Genomic DNA, 16,694 nt, shown 5'->3' with positions numbered 1-16,694 from the left:
TAAGGTTCAGGGCTTCAAGCTCGACTCCATCAGTTTTCGCAATAGGACACTAACAAGGGACACGTAACGTGGCAGCTCCGCAGAATTACTTGGCCGTCATCAAGGTCGTCGGCATCGGCGGCGGTGGCGTGAACGCAGTCAACCGCATGATCGAGGTGGGTCTCCGCGGTGTCGAATTCATAGCTATTAACACCGACGCCCAGGCGCTGCTGATGAGTGATGCCGACGTAAAACTCGACGTCGGGCGCGAGCTGACGCGCGGGCTTGGTGCCGGGGCGAACCCGGAGGTCGGCAAGCAGGCTGCCGAGGACCACGCCGACGAGATTGAGGAAGTCCTTCGCGGTGCCGACATGGTCTTCGTGACCGCAGGTGAAGGCGGTGGCACCGGAACCGGTGGCGCCCCGGTCGTTGCCCGCATTGCGCGCTCCCTTGGTGCCCTGACCATCGGCGTTGTCACGCGTCCCTTCACCTTCGAGGGACGGCGCCGCGCAGGCTCTGCCGAGGCGGGCATCGACGCCCTCCGCGACGAGGTGGACACCCTGATCGTGATCCCCAACGACCGCCTGCTGTCGATCAGCGACCGGAACGTCTCCGTCCTGGACGCCTTCCGCTCCGCTGACCAGGTCCTGCTGTCCGGTGTCCAGGGCATCACGGACCTCATCACCACGCCGGGCCTGATCAACCTCGACTTCGCCGACGTGAAATCCGTCATGCAGGGCGCAGGTTCGGCCCTGATGGGCATCGGCTCCGCGCGCGGCGAGGATCGCGCGGTCAAGGCAGCCGAGCTCGCCATCGCCTCCCCGCTGCTGGAAGCCAGCATCGACGGCGCCCACGGTGTCCTGCTGTCCATCCAGGGCGGCTCCGACCTCGGCCTGTTCGAGATCAACGAAGCTGCGCGCCTGGTGCAGGAGGTCGCCCACCCCGAGGCCAACATCATCTTCGGTGCGGTCATCGACGACGCCCTAGGCGATGAAGCCCGCGTCACGGTCATCGCGGCCGGCTTCGACGACGTCAAGGCCACCTCGCCGTCCATGGACCAGTCGCAGCCGCAGGCGGCACCGCAGCGTCCCGCCGTGCCGGCGGCCGCCCCGCAGAGCCAGCCGTCCGCAGGCAGCCAGCAGGTACATGTCCAGCCCGTACACGCCGGCGTCGGCGCCGCAGGCCTCGGCAGCTGGGGGCAGCAGCGCCCCGCCGCTGTCCCCGCTGACTCGGGTTTCGACGTCGACCTTCCGTCGGTGGTAGAGCCTGACCTCACCGGCAGCCGGTCCGACGACCTGGACGTCCCCGATTTCCTGAAGTAGCCCGATTCCCTGAAGTAGGAGGCCGCCGGGCGGACAAACCGCCCGGCCGCTACCCTCGTTTCCTGACCTTGAGTGCCGGAGTTCTGATTGTTTTTGTGGCGTGCTGAAGTGCAGCCTGGCGTGTCCGTGGCGTTCACTGACACGAATGCCGGCAACCTCGCCCTGCACGTGGGCGACGATGCCGCTGCGGTACACCGCCGCAGGGCCCGGCTGGAGCATGCCGCCGGCGTGGCGCCGCGGCGGTTCCAGTACATGAACCAGGTCCACGGCAACGACGTGTCCCTCGTTGTCGAACCTGCGCCGCCGGCACCGACGGCGGATGCTCTGGTGTCCCTCGGCCAGCCGCTTGCGGTGATGGTGGCGGACTGCATTCCGCTGGTCCTGGTGGGTGACGGGGCTTCCGGCCCGGTGCTGGCAGCCGTCCATGCCGGGCGTCCCGGCCTGTTCTCCGGCGTCATTCCGGCGGCGGTTGAGGAAATGCGCGCCTCCGGCGCCACGGATATCCGGGCGTGGCTCGGCCCGTCCGTCTGTGGCAGCTGCTATGAGGTGCCCGCTGAACTCCGCGATGAGGTCGCCGCCGTCCTGCCCTCCACAAGGTCAACCACATCATGGGGAACGCCGGCCCTGGACCTGCCCGCCGGTGCCGCCAGCCAGCTCGACGCCCTGGGCGTTCCCGTCGAATACCGCGGACCCTGCACGCTTGAGAACGAGTCCTTGTTTTCCTACCGCCGTGACTCCCGGTCCGGCAGATTCGCCGGACTGGTGTGGACCCATGACTGACAGGCGGGCAGCCGGGGATGCCCGGACAGTACAGCTGGGGGAGCGCCTGGACGCGGTCCGGCAGCGCATCGACCGTGCCGCCGCTGCGGCGGGCCGCGAAGAGAACCCGCCGCGGCTGATAGTGGTCAGCAAGTTCCACCCTGCCGACGACGTCCGCCGGCTGGCAGCGCTTGGGGTCCGGGACTTCGGGGAGAACCGGGACCAGGAGGCGTCTGCGAAAGCCGAGGAACTCCAGTCCCTGGACCTGACCTGGCATTTCGTGGGCCAGCTCCAGAGCAAGAAGTCCAAGACCGTGGTCCGGTACGCGTCTGCCGTTCATTCGGTGGACCGCTCCCAGCTGGTGACCGCACTGGAGCGGGCCATGGCCGCCCAGCAGGAACTGAACGGCCGTGCCGATCTGGACTGTTTCATCCAGGTAGGCCTGGATGAGGACGCCGGAGCCCACCGCGGCGGGGCGGCGCCTGACGAGGTGCCGCAGCTGGCCGAACAGCTCGAAGCAGCAAACGGGCTTCGCCTGGCCGGTGTCATGGCGGTGGCGCCGCTCGGCGCGGATCCCGATCGGGCGTTTGAAAAACTGCTGGGCATTTCGACCGGCCTGCAGCGGGATTTTCCCGGCGCCACTGGGATTTCCGCCGGCATGAGCCAGGACCTGGAATCAGCTGTCCGATTCGGTGCGACACACCTCCGAATTGGTTCAGATATTCTCGGTTCGCGCCCGGCCGTGCGGTAGCGTCTGTCGTATTGGAAGTGAATGGCGGGGATTCCAATGCTGTCTTGACCTTTGGGCGGCCCGCTTCCGGACACGATTAGGAGTCGACCATGGCTGGCGCTCTGCGCAAGACAATGATCTATCTTGGGCTCGCCGACGGCGATGAACACTACGAGTCTGAGCTTTCCACCCAGCAAAAGGACGAGGACAACTCAATGGAGCATGACCGTGAAGAGCGCCGCGCGCCGGCGCCGCTCCGAGAGGTCACCCGTGAAGTGCCACCAGCTGCCGAAGAGGAATACCGCGCACCCGTGACACCCATCAAGCGTGCGGCATCAAGCCGCGAAGAGACCACCGGACTGCGGCAGATCACCACGATCCACCCCCGTTCCTACAACGACGCCAAGCTCATCGGCGAAAGCTTCCGTGACGGTATCCCCGTCATCATGAATGTGACGGACATGGGGGAGGCGGACGCCAAGCGGCTCGTCGACTTTTCCGCCGGCCTGGTCTTTGGTCTGCGCGGAAGCATCGAACGGGTGACCAACAAGGTTTTCCTGCTGTCGCCGTCGTACGTTGAAGTCATCGGAGATGACAAAAAAGTAAGCGACGCCACCGCCAGTTTCTTCAACCAAAGCTAAAAAACGGCTCTCCGGATGCCAGGCAGGGACACACCTGCCTGGCATCCGTGCTGAAATAGGGGAGCAGCAAAAAACTGGCAGGAATCCAAGGGCGCAGGAGTGCCCGCGATGAACATGGAGACAATGGGTTAGCTCATGGGAATACTATTCGGGCTCGTCTATATCGTCCTGCTGTTCATATTCGTCGCTTTGATTGTCCGCCTTGTCTACGACTGGGTTCAGATGTTCGCGCGGGAGTGGCGTCCACGCGGGGTAGCATTGGTGGCGGCTCATGCGGTCTACTCCGTGACCGATCCGCCGCTGAAGGTCCTGCGGCGGATCATCCCGCCGCTGCGCCTGGGCGGTGTCTCGCTGGACCTCGGTTTCCTGGTGTTGTTCATCGGCCTGAGCATTGCCATGGCGATCACCAAGTCATTTGCATAACTTCATATCAGCCTGCCGCACTCCTTATCAGCTTGCCGCGCCGGGGCCGATCCGCAGGGATCCCCGGGCGCGGAAGACCTTTTGTTTGACGCCACGGTGTTGAATTAGAGGAACCAGACCAAATTTAGGTACCGTAGTTTTGACGGCCGGAAGGCCTCCTGACGAACTAGACCAACGAGGTGACCAGATGGCTTTGACGCCAGAAGACGTTGTCAACAAGCGCTTTCAGCCGACCAAGTTCCGCGAAGGCTATGACCAGGACGAAGTTGACGACTTCCTGGACGAGATCGTCGTCGAACTGCGGCGCCTGAACCAGGAGAACGAAGAGCTTCGCAAGAAGCTCGCCGAAGGCGGCTCCGGTTCGCCGGCTGCCACCTCCGCCGTCGCCCCTGTCGTCGAGAAGGTCCCCGCGCCGTCCAAGTCCGAGAAGGACGAGGCGCGCGCCAAGGCCGAAGCCGAGGCCAAGGCCGCCGAAGCTGCCAAGAAGAAGGAAGCCGAGCAGGCAGCTCCCGTCGCAGCCCAGGCACCCGCCGTCACCAGCAGCAACGTCTCGGAGTCCGCAGCGGGCCTGCTGGCCATGGCCCAGCAGATGCACGACCGCCACGTCGCCGAGGGCCAGCAGCAGCGCGACAAGATCATCGCCGAAGCACAGATCGAAGCCAGCAGCCTGGTCAACGACGCGCAGGAAAAGTCCCGCAAGATCCTCGGTGCACTGGAGCAGCAGCGTTCCGTCCTTGAGCGCAAGGTAGAGCAGCTCCGCGGCTTCGAGCGCGACTACCGCTCACGCCTGAAGGCCTACATCGAGGGCCAGCTGCGCGACCTGGACGCCCGTGGTTCCGTTGCCGCCCCTGAGGTTGGCGAAAGCAGCAGCGCCGCCGTTTAGCACGTATTCTGAAGGCCGGTGGCTGAGGATTCCTCGGCCACCGGCTTTTGCCATTAACGACGGTTCCCGAATGAAAGCACCATGACTGACGACCTTGCCGCTGACGCAGCGCACCCAGCTTCATCATCACCGCGGCCACGGCGCGCCGTCCTGCTGTCCCTGTTCGCAGGGCTGGCAGTCTTCGCCTACGTCTTCGACCAGCTCACCAAGCTGTGGGTTACCAGCACCATGGTGGAGGGCGAACGGATTCCCGTGCTGCCCCCGCTGCTGCACTGGTACTACATCCGCAACTCCGGCGCTGCCTTCTCCATCGGCGAGAACGTGACCTGGGTATTCACGATCATCATGATGGTGGTGGCCGCTGCCATCCTGTTCCAGCTCCGCAAGCTCGGGTCGGCGTGGTGGGCACTGGCGCTGGGTCTGCTGTTCGGCGGCGCCCTGGGGAACCTGACGGACCGGCTGTTCCGGGAACCCTCCTTTGGAATGGGGCACGTGGTGGACTTCATCCAGCTGCCCAACTTCGCGATCTTCAACATCGCCGACTCCGCCGTCGTATCCTCCGTGGTGATCATCTGCCTGCTGACACTGCGGGGGATCGCGCTGGACGGATCGCACCACGCCGTCGAAAAGCGGAAGGGCGGCGACGATGTCTGAGCGGGTGGTGGTGCCCGAGGAGCTGGACGGGGCCCGCGTGGATGCCGGCCTGGCCAAGCTGATGGGCATGTCCCGTTCGTCCGCCGCAACGCTGATCGCCGAAGGCAACGTCGTCAGCGGCGGCAAAACGGTGGGCAAGTCCGCCAAGCTCGCCTCCGGCACCGTGCTGCACGTGACCGTCCCCGAGCGCCGGGATCCCCTTGAAGTCGTGGAGGAAGTTGTGGAAGGCCTGAAGATCCTGCTGGACGACGACGACTTTGTGGTGGTCGACAAACCGGTGGGAGTCGCGGCGCACCCGTCTCCGGGCTGGGTGGGGCCCACCGTCGTGGGCGGCCTCGCCGGTGCCGGCTACCGCATCTCCACGTCCGGCGCTCCGGAACGTGCGGGCATCGTGCACCGGCTCGACGTCGGGACCTCCGGAGTCATGGTGGTGGCCAAGACGGAACCCGCCTACACAGCCCTGAAGCGGGCGTTCAAGGAACGCACCGTGGACAAGGTCTACCACGCTGTGGTCCAGGGCCTGCCGGATCCCCTGCAGGGCACCATCGACGCCCCGATCGGCCGCCACCCCGGCCACGAATGGCGCTTCGCCGTCATCGAGGACGGCCGCCCGTCGGTCACGCACTACGAGGTCCTCGAGGCCTTTGGCAAGGCCACCCTGGTGGAGGTGCACCTGGAAACCGGGAGGACCCACCAGATCCGGGTCCACTTCGCGGCGCTTCGCCATCCGTGCGCCGGCGACCTCACGTATGGGGCCGACCCGCGGCTGGCCGCGACCCTTGGGCTTACCCGGCAATGGCTGCACGCGCGTGAACTGGGCTTTGACCACCCGCGCACCGGGGAACGGGTCACCGTCACCAGCGAATATCCCGAGGACCTCGCATACGCACTGGAGGTCCTGGGCGCCGGCAAGGCCTGAGCCGCCGGCGCGCCGACATTGCCGACATTAATTGTCCGGGGGCCGGCACTAGAATGGTCCGGTGACTTCCAGCAATGACTCGTTCGTACATCTCCACACCCACACCGAGTATTCGATGCTGGACGGCGCCGCCAGGCTCGGCGAGCTGTTCGACGAAACCGAGCGGCTGGGGATGCCCGCCCTGGCGACCACCGACCACGGGTACCTCTTCGGTGCCTTCGACTTCTGGCGGAAGGCCACCGACAAGGGCATCAAGCCCATCATCGGCGTCGAAGCCTATGTGACGCCCGGGACTGCGCGCGGCGACAAGAGCCGTGTCCGCTGGGGCGACGAGAGCCAGCGCAAGGACGACGTCTCCGGCGGTGGCTCGTACACCCACATGACCCTGCTGAGCTACAACAACGTGGGCATGCGGAACCTGTTCCGGGCCTCCTCGATCGCCTCGCTGGACTCGGTCTTCGGCAAGTGGCCCCGGCTGGACCGCGAGTTGCTGAACACCTACTCCGAAGGGCTCATCGCCACCACCGGCTGCCCCTCCGGTGAGGTCCAGACCCGGCTGCGGCTCGGCCAGTACCGCGAAGCGCTGGAGGCGGCCGCGGAGTTCCGGGACATTTTCGGCGCGGAGAATTACTTCTGCGAGCTCATGGACCACGGGCTGGACATTGAACGCCGCGTCACCGGGGACCTCCTTCGGCTGGCCAAGGAACTGAACCTCCCGCTCGTTGCCACCAACGACCTGCACTACACCCACGAGCACGACGCCAAGGCGCACGAAGCCCTGCTGGCCATCCAGTCCGGCTCGACCCTGCTCGAACCCACCTACGATAACGGCGGCTCCCGCTTCGCGTTCTCGGGCAGCGGCTACTACCTGAAGTCGCCGCGGGAAATGCGTGAGCTCTTCCGCGACCACCCGGACGCGTGCGACAACACGCTGCTGATCGCCGAGCGGTGCGAGGTGTCCTTCAACACCGGTGCCAACTACATGCCCCGGTTCCCCTGCCCCGAGGGCGAGGACGAAACGTCCTGGCTGGTCAAGGAAGTGGACAAGGGACTCCAGTACCGCTATCCCGCAGGCATCCCGGATGAGGTCCGCAAGCAGGCCGACTATGAGCTTGGGGTCATCACCTCGATGGGCTTCCCCGGCTACTTCCTCGTGGTGGCCGACTTCATCAACTGGGCCAAGAACAACGGCATCCGCGTGGGTCCGGGCCGTGGCTCGGGCGCAGGCTCCATGGTGGCTTACGCCATGCGCATCACCGACCTTGACCCGCTGCGGCACGGCCTGATCTTCGAGCGGTTCCTGAACCCCGACCGTGTCTCCATGCCTGACTTCGACGTCGACTTCGATGACCGCCGCCGTCCCGAGGTCATCGACTATGTGACCCGCAAGTACGGGGACGAGCGCGTGGCCATGATTGTCACCTACGGCACCATCAAGACCAAGCAGGCGCTGAAGGACTCCTCCCGCGTGCTCGGATACCCGTTCAGCATGGGTGAACAGCTGACCAAGGCACTGCCGCCCGCCGTGATGGCGAAGGATATTCCGCTTGCCGACATCCAGAACAAGGACGCCAAGCGGTACAGCGAGGCGGCGGATTTCCGGCAGCTCATCAGCACGGACCCTGAAGCCGCCAAGGTGTTCGAGACCGCGCTGGGCATTGAGGGCCTGAAGCGCCAATGGGGCGTGCACGCGGCCGGCGTGATCATGTCCTCGGACCCCATCATCGACGTCATTCCGATCATGCGCCGCTTCCAGGACGGCCAGGTCATCACGCAGTTCGACTACCCGACGTCCGAAGGCCTCGGCCTGATCAAGATGGACTTCCTCGGGCTGCGAAACCTGACGATCATTTCCGATGCCCTGGAAAACATCAAGATGAACCGCGGCATCGACCTTGACCTCGAAACGCTGGAACTGGATGACGCGGCGTCCTATGAGCTGCTGGCCCGCGGTGACACCCTGGGCGTCTTCCAGCTCGACGGCGGCCCCATGAGATCCCTGCTCAAACTCATGAAGCCTGACAACTTCGAAGACATTTCCGCCGTCCTGGCACTGTACCGGCCTGGTCCCATGGGCGCCAACGCGCACACCGACTACGCGCTGCGCAAGAACAAGATCCAGGACGTCATCCCGATCCACCCGGAACTCGAGGAACCGCTCAAGGAGATCCTGGGAGGGACGTTCGGCCTGATCGTGTACCAGGAGCAGGTCATGGCCGTGGCCCAGAAGCTCGCCGGCTACTCCCTGGGCCAGGCAGACATTCTGCGCCGCGCCATGGGTAAGAAGAAGAAGTCCGAACTGGACAAACAGTTTGCCGGTTTCTCGCAGGGCATGCAGGACAACGGCTACTCCATGGAGGCCGTCAAGACCCTCTGGGACATCCTGCTGCCCTTCTCCGACTACGCCTTCAACAAGGCGCACTCGGCGGCGTACGGTGTGATCTCCTACTGGACTGCGTACTTGAAGGCACACTACGCGCCGGAGTACATGGCCGCGCTGCTGACCTCGGTGGGCGACGACAAGGACAAGTCCGCGATCTACCTCAACGAATGCCGCCGCATGGGCATCACCGTGCTGCCGCCGGATGTCAACGAATCGGCCCTGAACTTCACCCCGGTGGGAGAGGACATCCGCTTCGGCATGGGCGCCATCCGGAACGTGGGCGTCAACGTCGTCGAGGCCATGGTGGCTGCCCGTGAAAAAGAAGGAGCCTACAGTTCGTTCAAGGACTACCTCATGAAGGTGCCGGCCGTGGTGTGCAACAAGCGCACCATCGAATCCCTGATCAAGGCCGGGGCCTTTGACTCGCTGGGCCACCACCGCCGCGCGCTGGCCATGGTCCACGAAGAGGCCATCGACTCCGTCATCACCCTCAAGCGCAACGAGGCCATCGGCCAGTTCGATCTCTTTGCCGGCTTCGACGAGGCCGAGTCCGAGTCCTCGCTCAGCATCGAGATCCCCGACCTGCCGGAGTGGGAGAAGAAGGACAAGCTCGCCTTCGAACGCGACATGCTGGGCCTGTACGTCTCAGACCATCCGCTGCAGGGCCTGGAAGGGGTCCTCAGCCAGCACGCGGACCAGTCCATTACCTCGATCATCGCGGAGGACGGGCCGCACGACGGCGCCATCGTCACCATCGCGGGCATGATCACCTCGCTAAGCCGCCGGATCGCGAAGGCCAGCGGCAACGCCTACGCCCGGGCGGAGATCGAGGACCTCGGCGGTTCCATGGAGGTCATGTTCTTCGGCCAGGTCTACGGGCCGATTGCCTCGGTTCTCGCCGAGGACCTGATAGTGGTGGTCAAGGGCCGGCTGCAGCGGCGCGACGACGGTGCCGTGACCCTGAACTGCATGGAGCTCTCCGTCCCGGACCTCAGCCAGGGCACCAACGGTCCGCTGGTGATCACCATGCCCACGCACAAGGCCACCGAGGCCGTGGTCACGGAACTTGGGGACGTGCTGCGCAACCACCGGGGCAACTCCGAGGTCCGGGTGAACCTGCAGGGCGACAGCCGCATTGAGGTCATGGCGCTTCCCGTGCACCTGCGGGTGAACCCGAATCCGTCGCTGTTCGGGGACCTGAAGGTGCTGCTGGGGCCGGCCTGCCTGGACGCCTAGGTTTTCGCGGGCCCTAGATTTCGTAGTCCAGCGGAACGGGCTGTCCGTAGGTGCCGGAGTGGTACAGCAGCGGCGAGCCGTCCTCGCCAACCTGCCCTTCGACCACTTCGACCACCACGACGGCATTGTTTTCGAAGGACAGGCGCATCTGGATTTTGCCGATCAGCCAGCCGGAGACGTCCTTGAGCACTGGCACGTCATAGGGGCCGTGGGCCCAATGGTCGCCGGCAAAGCGTTCCTTGGTGCGGGCGAACCGTTCGGCCAGCTCCTGGTTCTCAAGCCCGAGCATGTGCACCCCAATGTACGCGGTGTTGGCCACCGCCGGCCACGAGCTGGAACTGCGCGCCATGTTGAAGGTGAAGCGCGGCGGCTTGGCGGACAGTGACGCAACCGAGGTTGCCGTAAAGCCGTAAGGGACCCCGTCGTAGTTCACGGTGATGATTGCCACGCCCGCTGCGTGCCGGCGGAACATCTCTTTGAACGTGCCCTCGAAGGCACCATCATCTGACGTCACTGGAACCGATCTCCCTACTGCATCCGTGCCGACTGAGTCCCCAGTACAAGACTATTGGGCTTCCGGGCGGATGGGACATTCCCTGGGCGGGCAGGCAGATGGTGCGGATGCCGGCAACATTAGACGGCCACATTTGTTAACGTTTCTTCATGACCCAGCCTGCACCCGTCCCTTCCGTCCGCTCCTCCGAGGAGGCCCATGGCGCCCGGCGGCGGGCCGGCAAGGGCAGGTCAGGCAGTGCCCCGGCCCGGCAGTGCCCGGCCCGGCAGTGCCCGGCCCGGCAGTGCCCGGCCCGGCAAGGGCTGGGCGTGGGCGGCCGGGATTATCGGTGCCGGCATCCCGGCAGGGTTCCTCTGGTGGCTCCTGGCCCCCGGCGGGCAAAACCTCATTTCCGGAAACCCGGCACTGTCCTCCGGAACGAACACCGAGGGCTGGCTGCCCCGGGATCTGGTGCTGGCGGGACTGTTTGTGTTTGCGGGCTGCCTGGTGGCTGTGCTGTTGTCCGGCCGCCGCGGCGGCGGGACGCGGCGGCTGCTGCTGCTGTCCGTCGCGGCAAGCGCGGCGGCGGCCGTGCTGGCATGGCAAACCGGCATGCTGGCGGGCCGCCTGCTGGCAGGGCCGCAGGACACATCGGCCAACGCAAGCGTCGCCTTCTCGCTGCGGTCCCTCACTGTCCTTGTTCTGTGGCCCGCCGCCGTCGCCGCAGGCTTCTTCGTGCTGCGCATCATCGGTCTCCTGCGCGCCTCCGTGGACCAGGAACAGGACGGCGGCGCGTAAAATGTACGGGTGACCACTTCTCCGGACAGCCCCACAAACGCAAACAGCCAGGCACGCCCGAGCACCGCCGCCGTCGACTTCCGCACGGTTGACCTGCGCGGCCGCAGCCTCAGCCTGGCCGAACTCCGCGAGGCGGTGCCGCGGGCGCGGCAGCAGACGGTGGCAGACGCCGAGCAGAAGGTCACCGACATCATCACGGCAGTCCGCCAGCGCGGCTTCGCCGCCCTTACGGAGTTCGCCAGGGCGTTCGACGGCGTGGAACAGGCTCATCCGCGGGTTCCGGCTGAGGCGCTGCAGTCAGCGCTGGACGGACTGGATCCTGCCGTGCGCTCGGCGCTTGAAGAGTCAATCAGCCGCGCCCGCCGGTTTGCGGACGGGCAGCGCCCTGCCGACGTCGACGTCTCCCTGGGCGAGGGCGCCGTCGTCAGCCAGAAGTGGGTGGCCGTGGCACGCGTGGGCCTGTACGTTCCCGGCGGCCTGGCTGTCTACCCCTCCTCGGTGATCATGAACGTGGTGCCGGCGCTGGCCGCAGGGGTGGAGTCGATCGCCCTCGCCTCGCCGCCGCAGAAGGACTTTGGCGGCCTCCCGCACCCCACCATCCTTGCCGCTGCGTCACTGCTGGGCATCGACGAGGTCTACGCCATCGGCGGAGCCCAGGCCATCGCCGCCTTCGCCTACGGGGTGCCCGGCGAAGCGGGGACCCCCGCGCTGGAGCCGGTCGACGTCGTGACCGGCCCCGGCAACATCTTCGTCGCCACGGCCAAGCGCCTGGTCAAGGGCGTAGTGGGGATCGACTCCGAGGCCGGCACCACGGAAATTGCCATCCTCGCGGACTCCACCGCCCGACCTGCCTTCGTTGCCGCCGACCTGATCAGCCAGGCCGAGCACGATCCGAAGGCCGCCTCCGTCCTGATCACGGATTCCCTCCAGCTCGCCGAGGAGGTCCGGGAGGAACTGGAACTGCAGGCTGCCTCGACCAAGCACGGCCAGCGTGTCCGCGAGGCCCTGTCCGGTCCGCAGTCCGGCGTGGTGCTCGTTGATGGGCTCGACCAGGGGATCGCGGCGTGCGATGCCTACGCGGCCGAACACCTGGAGATCATGACCGCGGACGCCCCTGCGGTGGCAGCGCGGATCCGGAACGCCGGCGCCATTTTCGTCGGTGACTACAGCCCGGTAAGCCTCGGCGACTACTGCGCCGGCTCCAACCACGTGCTTCCCACGAGCGGTACGGCGGCCTTCTCGTCCGGGCTGAACGTGACCACGTTCCTGCGCGCCATCCAGGTCATCAACTACTCGGAGGCGGCGCTGGGGCAGGTCAGCGGCCATATCGTCAGCCTCTCCGGCGCGGAGGACCTCCCGGCGCACGGTGATGCGGTGACGGTCAGGTTCCAGGCGTCCCGCTGACCACTACATGTAGTCGTCCGCCACTACATGTAGTAATTACAGGCTTGGTATTCAGCCAGATCTGGCCGTAAACTGGTGGCAACGAAGCTTCGGTGTGGGGCGTCGATATCAGGCTTCGATCAAGGGCCACGACTGAAGGGCAGGGAAAAACGTGTATTGTCCGTTTTGCCGCAACCCTGACTCCCGCGTGGTGGACAGCCGGATGGCCGACGACGGCTCTGCCATCCGCCGCCGCCGGCAGTGCCCCGAGTGCGGGCGCCGCTTCACCACTGTGGAAACCACCAGCCTGTCCGTGATCAAGCGGTCCGGCGTGGGCGAGCCCTTCAGCCGCAGCAAGGTCATCAACGGCGTCCGGAAGGCCTGCCAGGGCCGGCCCGTCAGCGAGGACGACCTCGCCATGCTGGCGCAGGAAGTCGAGGAGAATATCCGGGCCTCCGGCGCTGCGGAGATTGATGCCCACGAGGTTGGCCTGATCATCCTCGGCCCGCTGCAGAAGCTGGACAAGGTGGCGTACCTCCGTTTCGCCAGCGTCTACCAGGCCTTTGAATCACTCGAGGATTTCGAATCCGCCATCGAGCTGCTCCGGCACGAGTCCGCTGAGGTCAAGAGTTCGGATGACAGGAGTCCCGAAGCCAAGGGCTCCGAGGCCAGGAGCCCGCAGGACAAGAACCCCGCGGAAAAGAACCCCGCGGAAAAGAACCCCGCGGGAAAGAACGCAGAAAAGAGCGCCGCGAAGAGCACGCTCTAAAGTCTCCGGTGGCGGCAGCGGAGGGGAAGCCGCAGCCGCCACCGGCTCCAGTGCAAACACAAACGCTAAAGGCGGCAGACCTCGTGTCTGCCGCCTTCAGCGTTTCCGCGGGCCGCGCTGCCGCGGCCCGCGCCGGTTTACTTGGCCAGTTCGTGCTTGACGGCGATCTCGAGGGCAGCGCCGACGATGCCGGCCTCGTTCTTCAGCTCGGCGGGAACGATCGGGGTGCGCAGCTTCATGTGCGGCAGGTACTCATCCGCGCGCTTGGAGATACCGCCGCCCACGATGAAGAGTTCGGGGGAGAACAGGAACTCGACGTGGGAGAAGTACCGCTGCAGCAGGACGCTGTATTCCTCCCAGCTGAGGCCGTCACGTTCGCGGGCCACGGCGGACGCCTTGCTTTCGGCGTCGAACCCGTCGATCTCCAGGTGGCCGAGTTCGGCGTTGGGAACGAGCCGGCCGTTGAAGATGAACGCGGAGCCGATGCCGGTGCCGAGGGTGATGACCAGGACTGTTCCGTCTATGCCGGCGCCGGCGCCGTAGCGGGCTTCGGCCAGGCCGGCCGCGTCGGCGTCGTTGATGACCTCCACCGGGCGGCCCAGGCGCGCCGTGAGCAGTGCGTCAATGTCGGTGTTGAGCCAGCTCTTGTCCACGTTGGCGGCGGAGTGGACCACACCGTGCTGGATGATGCCGGGGAACGTCACGCCGATGGGGCTGTCAACCTCGGGCGCATCGGGACGTGCCGAGAGTTCCTCGACGACCTTGGCCACCACCTCGACCACCGCTTCCGGCGTGGCCGGCTGCGGGGTAGCCAGGCGGAAACGGTCGCCAATCAGTTTGCCCTTCTTCAGGTCGACGATGCCGCCCTTGATTCCGGTTCCGCCGATGTCGATGCCGATCAACGGGGCGTGCTTGCGGGTCTTTTCGTCCTTCTTGGCCAATGGGATTCCGTTCGTGGCAGGGTAGGGGCTCGGGCTGGGCAAGGGTGACTTGCCGGACTGACGCGGGCGGTTGCCTGGCGTCAGGGAAGGGTCAGGATCTCGGCGCCGGATTCGGTGACGAGGAGAGTGTGTTCGAACTGCGCGGTGCGCTTGTGGTCCCTGGTGACCACTGTCCAGTCGTCGGCCCACATGTCCCATTCGATGGTGCCGAGGGTGAGCATGGGCTCGATGGTGAACACCATGCCGGGCTCGATCACGGTGTTGTAGGCGGGCGCGGCGTCGTAGTGCGGGATGATCAGCCCGGTGTGGAAGGCTTCGCCCACACCGTGTCCGGTGAAGTCGCGGACCACGCCGTAGCCGAAGCGCCTGGCATAGGACTCGATGGCGCGGCCGATCACGTTGATCTGGCGTCCGGGGGCGACGGCCTTGATGGCGCGGTTGAGGGACTCCCGGGTCCGCTCCACCAGCAGCCGCGACTCCTCGTCCACCTCGCCCACCAGGAAGGTGTAATTGGTGTCGCCGTGGACCCCGCCAATGAAGGCGGTGATGTCGATGTTGAGGATGTCGCCGTCCTGCACCACCGTGCTGTCCGGAATGCCGTGGCAGATGACCTCATTCAGCGAGGAGCACAGGGACTTGGGAAAGCCGCGGTACCCCAGCGTGGACGGGTAGGCATCGTGGTCCAGCAGGAACTCGTGGCCGATTCGGTCCAGCTCATCGGTGGTGATGCCGGGCCGGATGTGCTTGCCGACCTCCACGATGGCCTGCGCGGCGATCCTGCTGGCCACCCGGATCTTCTCGATGGTTTCCGGTGACTTAACCTCTGACCCGGTGAATTTGGCCGGGCCCGGCTTGCCGACATACTCCGGCCGCGGGATCGACGCGGGAACGGGCCGCTGCGGGCTGACGGTTCCCGGAGTAAGCGTGCCGGTGGGTGCGGTCGAGGCTAAGGAAGGCATAGATTGATCATATAAGGCAGCACAGAACGCCATGTAAATTAATCCGCCCGGCGGTCACCGTTGCGGGTTACGTTACGTGGATCACGGCGGCAGTGTGCCGCTGACCGGAAAGCGAGGAACACCGATGCCCGAGTACTGGTACAACGTCAAGACCCACATGGTGGAGGAAGACGCGATGTCGGATTGGACCCAGCTGATCGGTCCCTACAAGACCCGCGAAGAGGCCGAACACGCCCTCGAGAAGGTCAAGGCGCGCAATGAATCCTGGGAAAAGGGCGACGACGACTGACCCGGGAACGGGTGCCCTGCCTTAGAACGAGTGCTCCGGTCCGGGGAACTGACCAGACCTGACATCGTCGCCGTAGGCCTTGGCGGCGTCGCTGAGGACGGCCCGGAGGTCCGCGTACTGCTTGACGAACTTGGCCATCCTGCCGCCGCGGAGTCCGGCCATGTCCTGCCAGACCAGGACCTGCCCCGTGGTGGCATTGCCTGCGCCGATGCCGATGGTAGGCACCGAAACGGCAGCGTCCACGGCCTTTGCCGTCTCCGCGGGAACCATCTCCATGAGCACGCAGAACGCGCCGGCGTCGGCCAGCGCAGTGGCGTCCTCGACGAGCCGGGCGGCGTCGTCGCCCCGGCCCTGCACGCGGTAGCCGCCCAGGGAATGCTCGCTCTGGGGCGTGAAGCCGATGTGCCCCATGACGGGAATGCCGGCCTGGACCATCGCCCTGACCGTGTCGGCGTAGAACTTGCCGCCCTCGAGCTTCACTGCGTGCGCCAGGCCCTCCTTGAGGAACCGCACGCCGGTGGCCACAGCCTGCTGCGGCGAAACCTCGTAGCTGCCGAAGGGGAGGTCCGCCACGACGAGGGCGCGCTTCGCGGAGCGTGCGACCGCCCGGCACAGCGGCAGCAGCTCGTCGACAGTGACGGGAATGCTGGTTTCGTTGCCAAAGACATTGTTGGACGCGGAGTCGCCCACCAGCAGGACTTCGGTGCCGGCCTGGTCGAAGATCTCCGCCGTGTACTGGTCATACGCCGTGAGCATGGCGAAATGTTCGCCGCTGGTCTTTGCCTGCTGCAGGTGGTGCGTGCGGATCCGGGAGACCGGCTTGCGTGCCGATTCCGACGGCGGCACCGCAGCTGCCGAGGGGCCGTTCCCGTAGGGTGCAGGTACTTCAGCGGACGTGCTTGGATCGGGACTGCTGGTTGAGGCCATGGCAAGAGCGTAGTCCGGGATCCGCCGTGCTAGCCACCGGCCGCCACACGAAGCCGGGTGATTCGCGTCATAGCGGGTTTGCCCGGACAGGCGGCCCGGTCTCCGGTTGAGTGTTAACGCTGTGTTACGCGCCGCAGCGGCGCCAGCATCACGCCCAAATGCTTAGTAAAGTGATGCGTGAGCTGCCGCTGTGCCGTCGTGGACGG

17 protein-coding genes are annotated in these 16,694 nt (G+C 65.8%); 13 read left to right on the top strand and 4 right to left on the bottom strand.

The features are described 5' to 3' along the window. Window positions 1-68: 68 nt before the first annotated feature. The 9 genes from ftsZ (at window position 69) to dnaE (ending at window position 9,929) form a co-directional block, all read left to right on the top strand. A complete protein-coding gene (ftsZ, locus tag ABIE00_RS15585) occupies window positions 69-1,301 on the top strand; it encodes a cell division protein FtsZ (protein ID WP_354261684.1) in 1,233 nt (410 codons plus the stop codon). An 87-nt stretch (window positions 1,302-1,388) separates the two neighbouring features. Further along, complete coding sequence (gene pgeF / locus ABIE00_RS15580; RefSeq protein WP_354261683.1) at window positions 1,389-2,081, top strand: peptidoglycan editing factor PgeF; 693 nt, start codon at window positions 1,389-1,391, stop codon at window positions 2,079-2,081. Beyond that, window positions 2,074-2,811, top strand: coding sequence for a YggS family pyridoxal phosphate-dependent enzyme (locus tag ABIE00_RS15575; protein WP_354261682.1), 738 nt, complete (start codon window positions 2,074-2,076; stop codon window positions 2,809-2,811). Before pgeF ends, ABIE00_RS15575 begins: the two co-directional genes overlap by 8 nt. 89 nt (window positions 2,812-2,900) lie before the next feature. Further along, window positions 2,901-3,431 (top strand): cell division protein SepF, encoded by a 531-nt coding sequence (locus ABIE00_RS15570; protein ID WP_354261681.1) that lies wholly within the window; start codon window positions 2,901-2,903, stop codon window positions 3,429-3,431. Window positions 3,432-3,566: 135 nt separating this feature from the next. Next, on the top strand, window positions 3,567-3,854 hold the full coding sequence (locus tag ABIE00_RS15565) for a YggT family protein (RefSeq protein WP_354261680.1): 288 nt from the start codon (window positions 3,567-3,569) through the stop codon (window positions 3,852-3,854). A 187-nt stretch (window positions 3,855-4,041) separates the two neighbouring features. Beyond that, window positions 4,042-4,737: a DivIVA domain-containing protein gene (locus ABIE00_RS15560; RefSeq protein WP_331573491.1), complete on the top strand. Its 696-nt coding sequence runs from the start codon at window positions 4,042-4,044 to the stop codon at window positions 4,735-4,737. An 81-nt stretch (window positions 4,738-4,818) separates the two neighbouring features. Beyond that, window positions 4,819-5,391 (top strand): signal peptidase II, encoded by a 573-nt coding sequence (lspA, locus tag ABIE00_RS15555; protein ID WP_354261679.1) that lies wholly within the window; start codon window positions 4,819-4,821, stop codon window positions 5,389-5,391. Next, complete coding sequence (locus ABIE00_RS15550; RefSeq protein WP_354261678.1) at window positions 5,384-6,310, top strand: RluA family pseudouridine synthase; 927 nt, start codon at window positions 5,384-5,386, stop codon at window positions 6,308-6,310. The genes lspA and ABIE00_RS15550 overlap by 8 nt, the downstream gene beginning before the upstream one ends. 61 nt (window positions 6,311-6,371) lie before the next feature. After that, entirely contained in the window at window positions 6,372-9,929 is a 3,558-nt protein-coding gene (dnaE, locus tag ABIE00_RS15545; RefSeq protein WP_331573485.1) for a DNA polymerase III subunit alpha, read from the top strand. 13 nt (window positions 9,930-9,942) lie between these two features. Here the strand turns inward: dnaE and ABIE00_RS15540 are convergent, their stop codons facing one another. Then, entirely contained in the window at window positions 9,943-10,401 is a 459-nt protein-coding gene (locus ABIE00_RS15540) for a flavin reductase family protein (RefSeq protein ID WP_354263379.1), read from the bottom strand. A 240-nt stretch (window positions 10,402-10,641) separates the two neighbouring features. On the opposite strand from ABIE00_RS15540, the gene ABIE00_RS15535 reads away from it, so the two are divergent. The 3 genes from ABIE00_RS15535 to nrdR all read left to right on the top strand — a co-directional run bounded on the left by ABIE00_RS15535 (window position 10,642) and on the right by nrdR (window position 13,372). Next, window positions 10,642-11,220 (top strand): hypothetical protein, encoded by a 579-nt coding sequence (locus tag ABIE00_RS15535; protein ID WP_354261677.1) that lies wholly within the window; start codon window positions 10,642-10,644, stop codon window positions 11,218-11,220. Between the two features lie 9 nt (window positions 11,221-11,229). Further along, window positions 11,230-12,624, top strand: a complete 1,395-nt coding sequence (gene hisD / locus ABIE00_RS15530) for a histidinol dehydrogenase (RefSeq protein WP_354261676.1) — start codon at window positions 11,230-11,232, stop codon at window positions 12,622-12,624. A gap of 151 nt (window positions 12,625-12,775) precedes the next feature. After that, window positions 12,776-13,372, top strand: coding sequence for a transcriptional regulator NrdR (nrdR, locus tag ABIE00_RS15525; protein ID WP_354261675.1), 597 nt, complete (start codon window positions 12,776-12,778; stop codon window positions 13,370-13,372). A 137-nt stretch (window positions 13,373-13,509) separates the two neighbouring features. Here the strand turns inward: nrdR and ppgK are convergent, their stop codons facing one another. Beyond that, a complete protein-coding gene (gene ppgK / locus ABIE00_RS15520; protein ID WP_354261674.1) occupies window positions 13,510-14,313 on the bottom strand; it encodes a polyphosphate--glucose phosphotransferase in 804 nt (267 codons plus the stop codon). A gap of 80 nt (window positions 14,314-14,393) precedes the next feature. Beyond that, window positions 14,394-15,272 carry a type I methionyl aminopeptidase gene (gene map, locus ABIE00_RS15515; protein ID WP_354261673.1) on the bottom strand — a complete coding sequence of 293 codons (879 nt, stop codon included), beginning with the start codon at window positions 15,270-15,272 and terminating at the stop codon, window positions 14,394-14,396. A gap of 124 nt (window positions 15,273-15,396) precedes the next feature. Here map and ABIE00_RS15510 point away from each other — a divergent pair, with 124 nt between their 5' ends. Then, window positions 15,397-15,561 (top strand): SPOR domain-containing protein, encoded by a 165-nt coding sequence (locus tag ABIE00_RS15510; RefSeq protein WP_190603389.1) that lies wholly within the window; start codon window positions 15,397-15,399, stop codon window positions 15,559-15,561. 21 nt (window positions 15,562-15,582) lie between these two features. Here the strand turns inward: ABIE00_RS15510 and panB are convergent, their stop codons facing one another. Beyond that, window positions 15,583-16,488, bottom strand: coding sequence for a 3-methyl-2-oxobutanoate hydroxymethyltransferase (gene panB / locus ABIE00_RS15505; RefSeq protein WP_354261672.1), 906 nt, complete (start codon window positions 16,486-16,488; stop codon window positions 15,583-15,585). Between the last annotated feature and the right edge of the window lie 206 nt (window positions 16,489-16,694).

The organism is Arthrobacter sp. OAP107 (assembly GCF_040546765.1).
Lineage (GTDB): Bacteria > Actinomycetota > Actinomycetes > Actinomycetales > Micrococcaceae > Arthrobacter.
This window is presented reverse-complemented; position numbering and strand designations above follow the sequence as displayed.

Coding starts and splice junctions, on each gene's coding strand:
- ABIE00_RS15550 (WP_354261678.1), top strand. CDS start 5,384: ATGTCTGAGCGGGTGGTGGTGCCCGAGGAGCTGGACGGGGCCCGCGTG.
- ABIE00_RS15535 (WP_354261677.1), top strand. CDS start 10,642: ATGGCGCCCGGCGGCGGGCCGGCAAGGGCAGGTCAGGCAGTGCCCCGG.
- ABIE00_RS15510 (WP_190603389.1), top strand. CDS start 15,397: ATGCCCGAGTACTGGTACAACGTCAAGACCCACATGGTGGAGGAAGAC.
- ABIE00_RS15570 (WP_354261681.1), top strand. CDS start 2,901: ATGGCTGGCGCTCTGCGCAAGACAATGATCTATCTTGGGCTCGCCGAC.
- map (WP_354261673.1), bottom strand. CDS start 15,272: ATGCCTTCCTTAGCCTCGACCGCACCCACCGGCACGCTTACTCCGGGA.
- ABIE00_RS15540 (WP_354263379.1), bottom strand. CDS start 10,401: ATGTTCCGCCGGCACGCAGCGGGCGTGGCAATCATCACCGTGAACTAC.
- lspA (WP_354261679.1), top strand. CDS start 4,819: ATGACTGACGACCTTGCCGCTGACGCAGCGCACCCAGCTTCATCATCA.
- ABIE00_RS15560 (WP_331573491.1), top strand. CDS start 4,042: ATGGCTTTGACGCCAGAAGACGTTGTCAACAAGCGCTTTCAGCCGACC.
- ABIE00_RS15565 (WP_354261680.1), top strand. CDS start 3,567: ATGGGAATACTATTCGGGCTCGTCTATATCGTCCTGCTGTTCATATTC.
- ABIE00_RS15575 (WP_354261682.1), top strand. CDS start 2,074: ATGACTGACAGGCGGGCAGCCGGGGATGCCCGGACAGTACAGCTGGGG.
- panB (WP_354261672.1), bottom strand. CDS start 16,488: ATGGCCTCAACCAGCAGTCCCGATCCAAGCACGTCCGCTGAAGTACCT.